At 70.4% G+C, this 14,381-nt stretch carries 10 protein-coding genes; 7 read left to right on the top strand and 3 right to left on the bottom strand.

The features are described from left to right. Positions 1 to 8 precede the first annotated feature (8 nt). The 5 genes from pstC to A2790_RS21820 are packed head-to-tail and all read left to right on the top strand — an operon-like array spanning position 9 to position 4,622. The gene (gene pstC, locus A2790_RS21840) at positions 9 to 944 is read left to right on the top strand and encodes a phosphate ABC transporter permease subunit PstC (RefSeq protein ID WP_293396407.1); all 936 of its coding nucleotides are present in this window, start codon (positions 9 to 11) and stop codon (positions 942 to 944) included. Further along, positions 944 to 1,876, top strand: a complete 933-nt coding sequence (pstA, locus tag A2790_RS21835) for a phosphate ABC transporter permease PstA (RefSeq protein WP_293396404.1) — start codon at positions 944 to 946, stop codon at positions 1,874 to 1,876. The genes pstC and pstA overlap by 1 nt, the downstream gene beginning before the upstream one ends. Positions 1,877 to 1,878: 2 nt before the next feature. Continuing rightward, positions 1,879 to 2,703, top strand: a complete 825-nt coding sequence (gene pstB / locus A2790_RS21830; protein WP_293396401.1) for a phosphate ABC transporter ATP-binding protein PstB — start codon at positions 1,879 to 1,881, stop codon at positions 2,701 to 2,703. A 10-nt stretch (positions 2,704 to 2,713) separates the two neighbouring features. Continuing rightward, positions 2,714 to 3,382 (top strand): phosphate signaling complex protein PhoU, encoded by a 669-nt coding sequence (gene phoU / locus A2790_RS21825; protein WP_293396398.1) that lies wholly within the window; start codon positions 2,714 to 2,716, stop codon positions 3,380 to 3,382. Positions 3,383 to 3,440: 58 nt separating this feature from the next. Beyond that, positions 3,441 to 4,622 (top strand): FAD-dependent oxidoreductase, encoded by a 1,182-nt coding sequence (locus A2790_RS21820; RefSeq protein ID WP_293396395.1) that lies wholly within the window; start codon positions 3,441 to 3,443, stop codon positions 4,620 to 4,622. 128 nt (positions 4,623 to 4,750) lie between these two features. On the opposite strand, the gene A2790_RS21815 is transcribed toward A2790_RS21820, so the two are convergent. From A2790_RS21815 to A2790_RS21805, 3 genes are read right to left on the bottom strand one after another with little or no spacing between them, the layout of a single operon-like run. After that, positions 4,751 to 5,746 carry a transglutaminase family protein gene (locus A2790_RS21815; RefSeq protein WP_293396392.1) on the bottom strand — a complete coding sequence of 332 codons (996 nt, stop codon included), beginning with the start codon at positions 5,744 to 5,746 and terminating at the stop codon, positions 4,751 to 4,753. Between the two features lie 11 nt (positions 5,747 to 5,757). Further along, positions 5,758 to 6,705, bottom strand: a complete 948-nt coding sequence (locus A2790_RS21810; RefSeq protein WP_293396389.1) for an alpha-E domain-containing protein — start codon at positions 6,703 to 6,705, stop codon at positions 5,758 to 5,760. After that, positions 6,702 to 8,111: a circularly permuted type 2 ATP-grasp protein gene (locus tag A2790_RS21805; RefSeq protein ID WP_363081489.1), complete on the bottom strand. Its 1,410-nt coding sequence runs from the start codon at positions 8,109 to 8,111 to the stop codon at positions 6,702 to 6,704. Before A2790_RS21805 ends, A2790_RS21810 begins: the two co-directional genes overlap by 4 nt. 287 nt (positions 8,112 to 8,398) lie before the next feature. Here A2790_RS21805 and A2790_RS21800 point away from each other — a divergent pair, with 287 nt between their 5' ends. After that, positions 8,399 to 10,174, top strand: a complete 1,776-nt coding sequence (locus tag A2790_RS21800) for an autotransporter assembly complex family protein (protein WP_293396386.1) — start codon at positions 8,399 to 8,401, stop codon at positions 10,172 to 10,174. Further along, positions 10,171 to 14,379: a translocation/assembly module TamB domain-containing protein gene (locus tag A2790_RS21795; protein ID WP_293396383.1), complete on the top strand. Its 4,209-nt coding sequence runs from the start codon at positions 10,171 to 10,173 to the stop codon at positions 14,377 to 14,379. The genes A2790_RS21800 and A2790_RS21795 overlap by 4 nt, the downstream gene beginning before the upstream one ends. The last annotated feature ends 2 nt before the right edge of the window (positions 14,380 to 14,381 follow it).

Below are 14,381 nucleotides of genomic sequence, written 5' to 3'. Positions count from 1 at the left end.
GGAACGGGATGACACCCGAAACACAGATCTCCGAGTATCAGGCGCTGCGCAACAGCGCCTTCCTGCGTCGTGGGCGGATCCTCGCCGGGATCATGCAGGCGGCGCTGTTCTCCTGCGCGGCCCTGTCGGTGCTCATCACCGGCGCCATCATCTGGGTCCTGGTGACGGAGTCGCTGCCGTTCTTCCAGCAGGTGCCGTTCTGGGACTTCCTGACCGACACCGAATGGACGCCGGTCTTCACTGAGGCCCACTACGGCATCCTGCCGCTGCTCACGGCGACGTTCTGGGCGGCCGGCATCGCCATGGCGGTCGCGACGCCGCTCGGCCTCATCCTGTCCGTTTACCTCAGCGAATTCGCCAAGCCCTCCGTGCGCGAGGCGCTGAAGCCGATCCTCGAGATGCTGGCCGCCGTGCCCACGGTGGTGTTCGGCTATTTCGCCCTGTTGTTCCTCACGCCCCTGGCCAAGCAGTTCATTCCCGGGCTCTCGGGGTTCAACCTGCTCGTGCCGGGTTTCGTGATGGGCATGATGATCCTGCCCTACGTGGTCTCGATCAGCGAGGACGCGATGCGGGCGGTGCCCATGTCGCTGCGCGAAGGCGCCTTCGCCATCGGGATGAGCCGGGTGCAGATGGCCTTCCAGGTCGTGATCCCCGGCGCGTTCTCGGGCGTCACCGCCGCCTATCTGCTGGGCTTCTCCCGGGCCGTGGGCGAGACCATGGTTGTGGCCATCGCCGCCGGCCAGAACCCGAACCTCACCGGCGATCCCCGCGAAGGGGCGGCGACGATCACGGCCTACATCGTGCAGATGAGCCTGGGCGACCTGCCGCACGGCTCACTGGCCTATTCGACGATCTTCGCGGCGGGCCTGGTGCTCTTCGTGATTACCCTGTTCTTCAACCTCACGGGCTTCTTCCTGCGCCGCAAGTTCCGGGAGGCCTACTGATGAGCGACATCGCCATCCGCGCCGGCGACGACACGCGCCGGCTCGTCCAGGTCAAGCGCCGCCAGGATCTCATCTTCGGCGTGGTGGGCATCCTCGTGCTCTTCGTGGTCATGGGCCTGCTGATGACCCTGGTCGCGGACCTGCTCATCGACGGCCTGGGGCGCATCAGCCCCGAGTTCCTGACCAGCTTCCCGTCGCGGCGGGCCGCCGCCGCCGGGGTGCTGTCCGCCTGGGTGGGCACGACGCTGGTGATGCTGGTCACCGCCGCGATCGCGATTCCGCTGGGGGTGGGGGCCGGGCTCTACCTCGAGGAATATGCGTCGAAGAACCTGCTCAGCGACATCATCGAGGTCAACGTCAGCAACCTGGCCGGCGTGCCCTCGATCATCTACGGCCTGCTGGCGTTGGGCTTCTTCGTCTATGCGCTGGACATGGGCCAGACCATCCTGGTGGGCGGCCTCGTGCTGTCGCTGCTGATCCTTCCCATCGTCATCGTCGCCACGCGGGAGGCGGTGCGCGCCATCCCCTCGGGCCTTCGCGAGAGCGCCTACGGCATCGGCGCTAACCGCTGGCAGGTGATGTGGAGCTACATCCTCCCCAGCGCCCGGCCCGGGATCTTGACCGGTGCGATCGTCGGCCTGTCACGCGCCATCGGCGAGACCGCCCCGATCATCACGATCGGCGCCCTGACCTATATCGCCTTCCTGCCGCCGGCCCCCGTTACGTCCACGCCGCCGTGGATCAACTTCGAATGGCTGAACTCGCCGTTCACGGTGATGCCGATCCAGATGTTCAACTGGACCTCGCGGCCCCAGGCCGAGTTCCATGTGAACGCGGCGGCGACCGGCGTGCTGCTGCTGTGCATGACCCTCATGATGAACGGATTTGCGATCTACCTGCGTTATCGCCTCCGTCGTACGGTTCGGACGTGACCATGAACGAAGCCCTTCACATCGCGAGCCCCGCCGTGACGACGCCAACGCCCCTGTCGCCGGAGGCGACGATCCGCGCGCGGGTCTCCAATCTCGACTTCTGGTACAGCAAGTTCCAGGCGCTGCATTCGGTCAGCATGCCGATCCACAACAACAAGGTGACGGCGATCATCGGCCCGTCGGGTTGCGGCAAGAGCACCCTGCTGCGCTGCTTCAACCGGATCCACGACCTCTATCCGGGAGCCCGTTACGAGGGGGCCATCGAGTTGATGCCCGATGGCCTGAACCTGGTCAGCCGGTCGGTGGATCCGATCCTGGTCCGGCTGATGGTGGGCATGGTGTTCCAGAAGCCCAACCCGTTCCCCAAGAGCATCTTCGAGAACGTGGCCTCGGGCCTCTATGTGCGCGGCCTCCGCAACCGCAGCGAAGTCGAGGGCCGGGTCGAGAAGGCTCTGAAGCAGGCGGCGATCTGGGACGAGGTGCAGGACCGGCTGAAGAAGCCGGCCTACGAGCTTTCGGGCGGGCAGCAGCAGCGCCTGTGCATCGCCCGCGCGCTGGCGCCGGAGCCCAAGCTGCTTCTGCTGGACGAGCCGACGTCGGCGCTAGACCCCATCGCCACCGCCAAGATCGAGTCCCTGATCGCCGACCTGGCCCACGACGTGACCGTGGTGATCGTGACGCACAACATGGGCCAGGCGGCACGCATCTCCGACCAGACGGCGTTCATGCACATGGGCAAGCTGATCGAGTTCGGCGAGACCGAGCAGATCTTCACCAACCCGACCGTGGACCAGACCCGCGACTACATCACCGGCCGGTTCGGCTAGGAGGCTTCCCGTGGACCACATCCTCAAGGCGGTCGACGACGACCTGGGCGCCCTGTCCTATGCGGTGGCGGCCCTCGGCGATCTGGCGGTGGCGCAGGTGCGGGCGTCCGTGGACGTCTTCGCCCGCCACGACCTGCCGGCGGCCGAGAAGGTGGTGCGGGCCGACAACGCCCTCGATCTGCAGGACGCGGAGATCGAGAAGAACGCCGTCCGGTTCATCGCCCTGCGCCAGCCGATGGCCGACGACCTGCGCCGTCCCATCGCGGCCATGAAGATCGCCATGCAGCTCGAGCGCTGCGGCGACTTGGCCAAGAACATCGCCAAGCGCGTGCCCCGCCTGGACAAGGCGCCGACCGAGGCCCAGGCGGCCAGCATCTCCGAACTGGGGCGCCTGGTCGCCGAGCGGCTGGCGGCCGTGATCGCGTCCTACCGCGGCAACGACGCCCAGGGCGCCTATGAGGTCTGGGTCAAGGACACCGACATCGACGAACGCCACGAGGGCGTGGTCCGCGAGATCGTCGCCGCCATGGCCGCCGCGCCGGACAGCGTGGGCGATTCGATCCACCTGCTGTTCATCGCCAAGAACCTTGAGCGCATCGGCGACCATGCCACCAACGTGGCGGAGCTTGTGCACTACCAGATCACCGGGACCGATCTGGCCAACCGGCCGAAGCTCTAGGCTTGCCACTCTTCGCCGGTGCGGCCGATATGGCCGCGTCGAGTGCGAGGGGCCGGGCGTGACATCCGAGATCGTGAAATTGGCTCACCGCCGCGCGTTCCTGCAGCGCTCGGCGGCCCTGGGCGGGGTCGGCCTGCTGGGCGGCTGCGCGACGACGGGGCAGGGCGCTGGGATCTCCGGATTCGCCGCGCCGCCGCCGCTAGCGCCGATCAAGGCCCGTACCGACCGCATCACGGGGATCACCGTCTGCCTGCGGCCCTTCCGGGCGGCGGGGCCGCGGATCGAGGCGGAAGCCGTGGGCGATAAGCTGGTGGTCCACAACTACGGCCACGGGGGCAGCGGCTGGTCGCTCTCCTGGGGCTCGGGCCTCAATGCGCTCAAGATCGCCCTGGCCGGCGGCGAGCGGGACATCGCCGTCATCGGCTGCGGCGCCCTGGGGCTCACCGCCGCGACCTTGGCCCAGCGGGCGGGCTGCCGCGTGACGATCTACGCCAAGGACCGGGCGCCGGACGCCCGCTCTGCCCGCGCCACCGGCGTCTGGTCGCCGGATAGCCGTATCGCGCTCGACAGCGCCGTGTCGGCGGCCTTCCCGGCGCAATGGGAAGAGATGGCCCGCCGCTCGTTCCGCATCCACCAGCAGTACCTGGGCCTCGCAGACCGGCCGGTGGAATGGACCGACCGCTACATGCTGGCGGATGCGCCAAGCCAGGGCCGTGCGCCCCAGCCGATGGATTTCGCCCACTACGAGGCCCGCATCCGCGACCTGACCCCGCCCTCCGAGGCGGTCGCCGCCGGGCAGCATCCGTTCCCGGTGGCGCATGTGCGCCGCGCCAGCCTGCCGATGTTCAACATCAACGCCTATGGCCGCATGCTGACCAACGATTTCCTGCTGAACGGCGGGCGGATCGAGACGGTGGAGTTCCATACGCCCGCCGACCTCGCCGCCCTGAAGCAGAAGGTGGTGATCAACTGCACCGGCTATGGCGCCCGGGCGCTGTGGAAGGACGAGAGCATCGTGCCGGTCCGGGGCCAGATCGCCTGGCTGATCCCGCAGGCCGAGGTCACTTACGGGATCTACTACAAGGGCGTCGGCACGCTTTCGCGGCCGGACGGCATGGTGGTGCAGAACTCCGGGCCGGACGAATCCTATGGCTACAACGACGCCAACGAGGCGCCTGACCGCGCCGAGGCCGACGCCGCCATCGCGACCATCGCCCCGCTTTTCCAGCCGCGCGCCTGACCTATATTGAGGCCGCTGCGGCGGGCTACGACGGCCTATCGGCGCGCCGGTCCTCGGCCCCAGTCCGGACGGTGGGTCAAAGCGTCATCGCAAGAGCGCTTTCCCGCCGCAGCGCCCCTCCTGACGACCTACTGCTGCTGTTGCTGCATCTGGTGCAGCCGCTGCTGGTGCTGGTAGGCCGCGTTGCCGGTGGCGCGGCGGCCGGCGGGCACGTTGCGGGCCGGCGTGCCGGAGACGCGCAGGAACTCCGGATCGGCGATGGCCGCCCGGGCCTTGCGGACGGACACGCCCACGGCGAGCTGGCTCTCGGCCTCGCCCTTGTAGACGCCGCGTGATGGCGGCACGTCGGAATAGTCCCGGCCCATGGCGCAGGCCACGTGGCGCTCGGTCGCCTCGGTGTTGTTGGTGGGATCGAGCCCGATCCAGCGCAGGCTGGGCAGGAACACCTCGACCCAGGCGTGGGTGGCGTCGGGGTCCGAGCGGTCGCCGTGCTTGCGGTCTGTGAACAGGTAGCCCGAGACGTAGCGGGCCGGGATCCCCCACAGCCGGCAGATGGTGATCATCACGTGGGCGAAGTCCTGGCAGACGCCCTTCCGCGCCTTGAGCACGTCGTCGATCGGCGAGTCCGCGCGGGTGACCCCGGCCTCGTAGCCGAAGGAGTCGTAGATCAGCCGGTTCAGCTCCCGGACCGCCGTCAGGGGGTCGCGGCCCCGGAGCGCGTCGATGTCGTGCTCGGCCATGTAGGCGTGCAGCGCCTCGCTTTCGCAGGCGAAGCCGTGGGGGTGCAGGAAGTCGAAGCTCTCGCCCCGCAGGAATTCCGACCTCAGCCGGTCCCATTCGCCACGGTCGAGCTGGTCGGGCAGGGGCGGGGCGGGCTGGGTCTCCACGGCCGAGCGGGCGGTGATGGTCAGCTTGTCGTGCGGCTGGGGCACGTCGAAATGATAGACCGCGTTGCCGAAGCTGTCGGGGTAGCTGAACACCTGCGCCGGCGGGTCGAGGTCGAGATCGAAGCTCACCAGCCGCTGGCGGGCGCTCTTCTGCGGCTGCATCCACACCTCCATGACGCTCTCGCGCACCAGAGAGGCGTAGCGGTACTGGGTGACGTGGCGGATCTCGAGCAGCACGGGTCAGATCCTTACGCGGGAAGGCGGTCTTCGAGGGGGTAGGCGACGAAGGTGTCGTAGAGGTTCCGGTGGATGGCGGCGCACTCGTCCAGCACGGTCTTCAGGAACGCGCTGGGGCCTTGGGCCTCGATCTCGTCCATATCGGCGTACTGCATACGTGCGCGGAGGCGGCCGGCCAGCCGGTCGGGGCCCACGCTGCCGGCCATGCCGGCGTGGCGGATGATCGCCGTCAGGTGCGACTCGATCTCCTGGGTGCAGAACCGGATCGAACGCGGGAAGTCCTCGTCCAGCATCAGGAACCGCAGGATCAGCCGGGGCTGCATGTCGGCGGTGTGCGCCCGCAGGTAGGGCTCCAGCGCGCAACCCATCCGCAGCACGCTGGTAAGGGCGAAGTGGTCGCCGATGGGCCGGCGACGCCGTCCCTCGCCGAACACCACCTCCAGCAGCGAGCCGATCAGCTGCGCCCGCTCCAGGTAGACGCCCAGCAGCAGGAAGCTCCAACCCTCGCCGTGGCTCATGGTGGCGTCGCCTGCGCCCTTGAACAGGTGCAGGTCGGCGATGGTGTCGTGCAGGAAGAGCTGGGAGCCGTCCTCGAAGGAGCGGCGAACCTCCGGATCGCTCATCCGCAGATAGATCAGGTTCAGCCGCTCCCAGGTCTCGGTGGTGATCTGGTCGCGGACCTGCCGGGCGTTCTCGCGCGCCCGGGCGATGGAGGAATAGATCGAGCCGTCGTCGTCACGGTCCAGGGCCAGGGCCAGGGCCGCATCGTACGGACTCTTGGCCTTGGCCACGTCCGGATCGCCCACCGCCGCCAGGGCGATGCGCGCCACCTGAGCGGCCGCCTCCGACCGGTCCAGCGTGGCGTTCAGCATCACGTCCGAAAGCCGGCACATGTGCTCGGCCCGTTCGACGTAGCGGCCGATCCAGTAGAGGCTGTCGGCGACCCGAGCGAGCATCATGACTTGTCGCCCTTGGTTTCGGAGAGCACCCAGGTGTCCTTCGACCCGCCGCCCTGGCTGGAGTTGACCACCAGCGAGCCCTTGCGCAACGCCACGCGGGTCAGGGCGCCCGGCGTCACCACGATCTTCTCACCGCACAGGATGAACGGCCGCAGGTCGACGTGGCGCGGGTCCACCGCGTGGTCGATCAGGCACGGCGCGGTGGAGAGCTGGATGGTGGGCTGGGCGATGTAGTTGGCCGGATCGGCGCGCAGCGCCTCGGCGAAGGCGTCCTGCTGGGCTTTGGTGGAATGCGGCCCCACCAGCATGCCGTAGCCGCCGGAGGCGCCCACCGCCTTGACCACCAGCTTGTCCAGATTGGCCAGCACGTGGCTGAGCTGCGCCGGCTCGCGGCAGAGGTAGGTCTCGATGTTGGGCAGGATGGCGTCCTCGCCCAGGTAATAGCGGATGATCTCCGGAACATAGGCGTAGACCGCCTTGTCGTCGGCGACGCCGGTGCCGGGCGCATTGCAGATCACCACGTTGCCGGTGCGATAGGCGTTGAACAGGCCCGCCGCGCCCAGCGCGGAGTCGCGCCGGAAGGTGAGGGGGTCGATGAAGTCGTCGTCCACCCGCCGATAGATCACGTCGATCCGGCGCAGCCCCGTGGTGGTGCGCATGTAGACCATGTTGTCGTGGACCACGAGGTCGCGGCCCTCGACCAGCGGCACGCCCATCAGCCGGGCGAGGTACGCGTGTTCGTAGTAGGCGGAATTGTAGACCCCGGGGGTCAGCACCACGACCTGGGGGTTCGGCCGCCAGTCGGCCGCCATGCCCTTGAGCGTCGTCAGCAGCAGGTCGGGATACCGGTCGATGGCGCGCACGCCGGCGCCCCGGAAGGTGCCCGGGAAGACCCGCCGCGACGCCTCGCGGTTGGCCAGCATGTAGGACACGCCGGATGGCACCCGCAGATTGTCCTCAAGCACCGCGAACTCGCCGTTCGGCTGGCGGATCAGGTCCGAACCGCAGACGTTGGCGTAGGCCTTGTGCGGCACGTAGAGGTTCTGCATCTCCCGCCGATACGAGGGCGCCTTCAGCACCAGCTCGCGCGGCACCACCCCATCCATCAGGATCTGCTGTTCCGAATAGATGTCGGCCAGGAACATGTTCAGCGCACGCAGGCGCTGGGTCAGGCCGGCCTCGATCCGGGCCCATTCCGCCGCCGGAATGATCCGCGGCAGGATGTCCGTGGGGATGATCCGCTCGGTGGAGCTCTCCGCCCCATAGACGGTGAAGGTGATGCCCTGGAGCAGGAAGAACCGCTCCTGCGTTCGCTGCCGATCGGCCAGCTCGTCGGGCGAGAGGGTCGAGAGCCGTGCGTCGAGCGCGGCGTAGTGCGGCCGCACCTTGCCGTCGGGCGTCAGCATTTCGTCGTAGGGCCTGGCCTGACCTTCAGGGGCCAAGGCCCCGAGGTCCGCGGCCGTTTCGTCCCGCCTGACGCTCACGATGGAATCCACGCCTTCCCGCCACTTAGCATCATGAATCTGTAGGACGCTTACGGCCCTGCCGGAAGCCGCAGACGGAAATTCGTGACCCGGCGCGCACGCCGCGAGCAGGCGCCTAGGATTTGGGCGCCGGTTCCCGAACCCGGCCGGATGACAGGGGAGTGACGCGCCGCTACACGGGACGGGGGTGCGCGAGCGAGGATTCGGGCTTGGGTCGACTGCTGTACGCCGTCGCCGCCTCAGCGGCGCTCTGCACGCCCGCCGCCGCCGCGGCGGCCGAGCCCAAGGCGGTGGTCCAAGGCGAAATGGATCCCGATCTGCGCACAGCCATCCAGCGGGTGATCGGCGAGACGGATCGCCCCATCGAGAACCGCTTCGAGGCCCGCCGCCGGGCCCGGGCGGCGGCCGAGGATGCGATCGCGGCCCTGCGCTCCGAGGGCTACTACGGCTACCAGGTCGAGCCGGAAGTGACGGAAGCCGAGCCGCCCCGGCCGGTGGTCCAGGTTACGCCGGGCCCACGCTTCCTCGTCGGAGCCTCCGCCCTGGAGTGGCGCGGCGCCCCGCCGGACGATGACTCGGCGGCGGCGGCGCGAGAGGCCATGGCCTTGAGGCCTGGCGCGCCGGGGCGCGCCGTCGACGTGATCGCGGCCGAGGGCCGGGTGGTCGCTGCGATCCAGAAGCGCGGCTATGCCGATGCCGTCGCCGAGCCCCGCGAGGTGATCGTCGACCATGCGGACCACACGCTGCGACCGACCTATCGCATCGCCGCCGGCTCGCTCGTGCGTCTGGACGGCCTGGACGTGACGGGCGAGGGGCGAACCAATCCGACCTGGCTGCGCCGGTTGGCGCCGTGGGAGTCGGGCGACGTCTACGATCCCGACGACGTCGCCGAACTTGAGCGGCGGCTGCTCGACACCAGCGCCTACGACTCGGTGACCGTCGCCCTGGCCCCGGCGGACAAGGCGACCGGCGAGGGCCTGAGGCCCGTCGTCGTCAGCCTGGCCGCCCGCAAGCCGCGGACGATTGAGGCCGGCGCCAGCTACGCGACCGTAGACGGGATCGGGGTCAATGTCCGCTGGACCCATTACAACCGCCTGCGCCGTGCCGACACCATGGCCCTCTACGGGCAGATATCGGATCGCGACAGCCGCGCCGGGATCGACGTTTCCCTCCCGCACTGGCGGCGCGCGCAGCAGACCCTGAAGCTGGGGGCGGCGGCCTATGACGAAGAAACGGACGCCTACGATGAGGCCGGCGTAGAAGCCCGCGCCGACGTGACGCGTCGCTACGGCAAGACCTCGTATGTCACGGTCGGCGCCTCGGTCACCGCGAGCCGGTCGGACGAGCTGAAGGCCGGCACGGGCACGACCCTGGGCCGCGATCTCGTCACGCTCGCCACCCTCGGGGACCTCCTGCTCGACCGCTCCAACGACCCGCTCAACCCGACGCAGGGCTGGCGCCTCAGCGCCCGGCTCGAACCCACGCTGATCCTGGGCGACACCAACCTGCCGTACCTGCGCGCGGTGGCGCAGGGATCCTACTACCTGCCGCTGGACAAGCGGGGTCGCACGGTCGTGGCCGCCCGCCTGCGCCTGGGGCGGATCCTCAACGGGACCGTCGACCAGATCCCGGCCTCGCAGCGCTTCTACGCCGGCGGCGGCGGTTCGGTGCGGGGCTTCCCCTACCAGGCGGTGGGACCCCGGATCGATGACGACACGCCGCGCGGCGGGGTCTTCCTGTTCGAGTCCTCCTTCGAGGTCCGGCAGGAGCTGACGGCCAAGTGGGGCATGGCCGCGTTCGTGGACGCCGGGGCCGTGGGATCCAGCGGGCCGATCGACTTCCAGGACCTGGCGGTCGGCGTCGGCCTGGGCGTCCGTTACAACCTGGGTTTCGCGCCGATCCGCGTCGATGTCGCCACGCCCATCGCGCGGCGCAATGGCGAGCAGGCGATCCAGGTCTACGTCAGCATCGGGCAGAGCTTTTGAGCGCGCCTGACGACACCCCGCCGACGGGCGAAGCGGCCATCGGGGCGAAGGCGCCCGAGGTTCTGAAGCGTTCGGCCCTGCCGAAGGCGATTACGGCCGTGGCGGTGAGCCTCCTCCTGTTGCTGGTGGGCGCGCTGGCGATTGGACGCTACGGCGTGTTGGTCCCCCAGGTGCGGCTGCTTATCGAGGCGCGCACCGATGGCCTCAAGCTGGGCCGTGTCGGCCGCCTGAAGATCGAGGGCCTGTCTGGCGACATCTGGCGCGACGCCCGGGTTCGTCGCCTGACCATCCGCGATGAGAAGGGCGTGTGGCTGGAGGCGAATAACGTCCACATCACATGGCGTTACCTCGAACTCCTGAGGCGCCGATTCGACGCCGATCTGATCGAGGCGGATACGGTCCGGGTGATCCGCCGCCCGACCCTGGCGCCGAAGGGCAAGGACCGAGGGCTGCCGGTCTCATTCCACATCGACCAGGCCTCCACGCGTCTGGTCCTGGAGCCGGCGTTTGCCAGCACCCGCGGCGTCTACGACCTGGACTTCAATCTGGACGTGGAGCGGCGCGGCGGACGCAGCGGCAAGCTGAAGGCGGCGAGCGTGCTGCATGCCGGAGACCGTCTCGACCTGGATTTCGTTCTCGGCAAGACGGGCCCGATGCGCCTGGCCGCCGACGCGGTGGAGGCCAAGGGCGGCGCGCTGGCGGGCGCGGCGGGGCTGTCGCCCGACCAGCCGTTCAAGCTCACCGTGCGCGCCGACGGGACGGTCTCGGAGGGCCGCTTCTCGGCCACCGCCACCTCGGGTGCGCTGACGCCGCTCTACACCCGGGGCGCCTGGACTCCGAAGGGCGGGCAGGCGGGCGGGCGCTTGCTGCTGGAGGCCTCGTCCCTGACCGCGCCGCACGCCGAGCGCTTCGGGCGCGACGTCGTGTTCGGCGTCGCGGGCCGCAAGGCGCGCGAGGGCGTCTACGCGCTCGACGCGCGGCTGCGCTCGGACGCGGTGTTGTTGCGCGCGTGGGGCGAGGGGGATCTGGGCAAGCGCCGCCTCGGCGCGAACGGCGCGCGCATCGACGCCCAGGCGGCGTCGCTGTCGCGGATCGTAGGCGGCGGCCCGGCCCTGGGCGCGACGCGGGTGGTCGGCCGCGTGACCGGCGACGCTACGGCCTGGGCGTTCAGCGGCTCGTACAACACCGCCGAGGTCGGGCTGGGCGGCTACGCCCTGGCGCGCGTGTCGGGGCCGATGGAGTTTCGGCGCGGCAAGACCGGGCTCGCAGTCAAGGCGGAAGCCTGGGGCGTCGGCGGGCGCGGGGAGGGCTTTGCCGCAGCGCTGCTGGGCGGGGCGCCGACGGCGACGCTGGAGGGCGAGCGCCTGGCGAACGGCCAACTCCTGCTGCGTCGACTGGACCTCACCGGCCGCGGCCTCAAGGTGCGGGCCAGCGGCGGCCGCAGCCTGCTGGGCGCTGTGAACTTCAAGGGTAGGGCGGACATCTCAAACCTGGCCGCGGCCCGGCTGGGCGCCGATGGGGCCGCCTCCGTCGATTTCGAGGCCGCCCAGGCGCGCTCGGCGGCGCCGTGGACGTTCACCCTGGACGCGCGCGGCGACCGCTTCGCCCTGGGCCTGGCTGAGCTGGACCGGTTGCTGGGCGGCAAGCCGCGGCTCCAGGTCCAGGCCAACTGGCAGGCCGGGCGCTTGTCGGTCGCCAAGGCGACGCTGGACGGCGCCTCGCTCGACGCGAGCGCCGCCGGGGTGATGCAGGCGGACCGGACCCTGGCCTTCAAGGCCGACTGGAGCGCGACCGGACCGGTGCGGGCGGGTCCGGTCGAGATCACCGGGCGGATCAAGGGGACCGGGGGCGTCAGCGGCGCGCTGGCCTCGCCGCGCCTGGACCTGCTCGCCGACATCGAGCAGGTCGACCTCCCGCGGCTTCCGCTCACGAACGCGAAACTCGCGATCACCTTCCAGCGGCAGGCGGACGGGTCCAACGGCTCCGTCGCCCTCACGGCGGCCAGCAGCTACGGTCCTGCGAAGGCGCGTTCCGACTTCCGGTTTCCGCGCGGCGGTATCGATCTGACGGGGCTTTCCGTGGACGCCGGCGGGATCCGGGCCGCGGGCTCCCTGTCGCTCCGCCAGCGCAGCCCGTCGGCGGCGAACCTGACGCTCGACATCGGCCGCGGAGCCCTCCTGGACGCCGGGCGGATCGCCGGGACCGCAAGGGTCGTCGACACCGGCGGGGGGCCTCGCGCCACCCTGGACCTGCGCGCCGAAGCCGCGCGTCCGGCCGGCTCGGCGATTACCGTGACGAGCGCCCGGCTCGCGGCGGACGGCCCTCTGGCGCGTCTGCCCTATACGGCCACGGCGCGCGGCGCCTCCGGCCAGGGGGGCTGGACCCTCGAGGGCGGCGGTGTCCTCACCGAGACCCGTCCCGGCTACCTCCTGGCGTTCGACGGGCGCGGCGCGCTCGGCAAGCGCGACCTGCGGACGATCGAGACCGCGCAGTTCCGTTTCGGCGGGCCAGAGCAGACGGCGCGCGTACGGCTCGCCGGGGCTGACGGCGGCCGGCTGAACCTGGACGGCGCTCTGCGCGGCGAGGCGGCCGATGTTCGCGCCCGCGTCGACAACATGGGTCTCGACCTGTTCAACGCCGACTTTGACGGCCGCATCGACGCGACCCTGGCCGTGCAGGGCCAGGGCGACCGCTTGCAGGGAACGTTGGACGCTCAGCTTGCCGACGCACGTGGCAAGGGGACGCCGGCCAACCAGGGGATGGACGGCACGCTCAAGGCCCGGCTTGCGGGCTCCAGCCTGACACTCGACGTGGCCACGCTGAACGAGCAGGGCCTGCGGGCGAACGCCAGCTTCGTCCTGCCCGCCGAGGCTTCGGCGAAGCCGTTCCGTATCGCCATCGCGCGCCAGCGCCCCATGCAGGGGCGGTTCTTCGCCGAGGGCGAGGTGCGGCCGCTGTGGGAACTGGTGATCGGCGGTGAGCGCGCCCTGGCCGGCTTCGTCCGTACGGAAGGGACGGTGTCGGGCACCCTCGCCGATCCCCGCGCCTCGGGCCAGGTGTCGGTGGAGCGTGGCCGATTCGACGACGGTGGCACCGGACTCACGCTGCGCGACGTGACCCTGCGCGCCGCCTTCACCGAGGACGCGGTGAACGTGACCGAGGCGCGCGGCGACGACGGCCGCGGGGGCCAGGTCAGCGGCCAGGGCCGTATCAGCCTGCTGCCGGAGGGCGCGTCCAGCTTCCGGATGGACCTGCAAGGCTTCCGCCTGATCGACAATGAGATCGCCACCGCGTCGGCCAGCGGCCAGGCCAGCGTCAACCGCGGCGCCGACGGCAAGGTGCGGCTCACCGGGGACCTGACCATCGACCGCGCGGACGTCGCCGCGGAGCCGCCGACGCCCTCGGGTGTGGTCGCCATGGACGTGACGGAGATCAATCGCCCCGACGACCTGCGCGCGGGCCTTCCTCCGCGGGCGCGGCGCGGGGACGGCTGGCTGCTGGACGTGAAGCTGCGGGCGCCGCGCCGGGTGTTCCTGCGCGGCCGCGGCCTCGATCTGGAGCTTTCGCTTGATGCCCACGTGGGGGGCACGACGACTCGTCCCGACCTGTCCGGCACGGCGCGGGTGGTGCGCGGCGACTACGACTTCGCCGGCAAGCGGTTCGAGTTCGACGACCGCGGCGTGGTCTACCTGTCCAGCCGGCCGGCCAATATCCGCCTGCAACTGGACGCGACCCGCGAGGACCCGTCGCTGACGGTCACCGTGCGCATTCGCGGCACCGCGGCTCGGCCGGAGATCACCCTGGTTTCCTCGCCCAGCCTGCCGAACGACGAGGTGCTGTCCAAGGTGCTGTTCGAGCGGTCCGCCGCCCAGCTCTCCCCGGTGGAGGCGGCCCAGTTGGCGTCGGCGCTCTCCGCGCTGGCGGGCGGCGGCGGGTTCGACGTGATCGGAAACCTGCGCAACTTCGCCGGCCTCGACCGTCTGGCGTTCGGCGGCGCGGACGAGTCCGGCGTCACGGTCTCGGGCGGCAAGTACCTCACCGACGACGTCTATCTGGAGATCACCGGCGGCGGTCGCGAGGGGCCCTCGGCCCAGGTGGAGTGGCGCATCCGCAAGAACCTGTCGATCCTGTCGCGTCTGGCCGGGCAGAGCGCGGGGACCGGCACCGGGAACCGCATCGCCGTCCGCTGGCGCAAGGACTACTGACG

Origin of the sequence: Phenylobacterium sp. RIFCSPHIGHO2_01_FULL_69_31 (genome assembly GCF_001824475.1) — a bacterium.
Lineage (GTDB): Bacteria > Pseudomonadota > Alphaproteobacteria > Caulobacterales > Caulobacteraceae > Phenylobacterium.
The sequence above is the reverse complement of the archived record's forward strand: the minus strand, read 5'-3'. Positions and strand labels throughout refer to the sequence as shown.

Bases quoted from the DNA above. Each gene is read 5' to 3' on its own strand.
- pstC (WP_293396407.1), top strand. From the start codon at position 9: ATGACACCCGAAACACAGATCTCCGAGTATCAGGCGCTGCGCAACAGC.
- pstA (WP_293396404.1), top strand. From the start codon at position 944: ATGAGCGACATCGCCATCCGCGCCGGCGACGACACGCGCCGGCTCGTC.
- pstB (WP_293396401.1), top strand. From the start codon at position 1,879: ATGAACGAAGCCCTTCACATCGCGAGCCCCGCCGTGACGACGCCAACG.
- A2790_RS21810 (WP_293396389.1), bottom strand. From the start codon at position 6,705: ATGATGCTCGCTCGGGTCGCCGACAGCCTCTACTGGATCGGCCGCTAC.
- A2790_RS21805 (WP_363081489.1), bottom strand. From the start codon at position 8,111: ATGCTGACGCCCGACGGCAAGGTGCGGCCGCACTACGCCGCGCTCGAC.